Below are 301 nucleotides of genomic sequence, written 5' to 3'. Positions count from 1 at the left end.
CTCACGCAAGCGTCCAAGGTGGTGTTCTCCTCCTCGCTCGAGGAGCCGCTGACGTGGGCCAACTCCACGCTCGTCCGCGACGACGCCGTCGAGGCGGTCCGTGCCATGAAGTCGAGTGGCTCGGGGCTCCTCGGCACGATCGGCAGCCTCGCCCTGTGTCGGTCCCTGCTACGAGCCGGACTCGTCGACCGCTTCCGGGTGGTGATGTTCCCGGTGATCACCGGGGCCACCGGCGGGGAACGCATCTACGACGGTTATCCGGACGTTGCCCTCGAGATGATCGGGCACCGCACCTTCGACG

1 protein-coding gene is annotated in these 301 nt (G+C 67.8%); it reads left to right on the top strand.

Annotated elements, in window-relative coordinates; genetic code table 11:
- On the top strand, nt 1-301 hold a 301-nt coding region (locus tag GT354_RS14350; protein WP_161356690.1), incomplete at both ends, for a dihydrofolate reductase family protein.

The sequence above is a fragment of the Streptomyces sp. SID3343 genome (assembly GCF_009865215.1).
Lineage (GTDB): Bacteria > Actinomycetota > Actinomycetes > Streptomycetales > Streptomycetaceae > Embleya.
The sequence above is the reverse complement of the archived record's forward strand: the minus strand, read 5'-3'. Positions and strand labels throughout refer to the sequence as shown.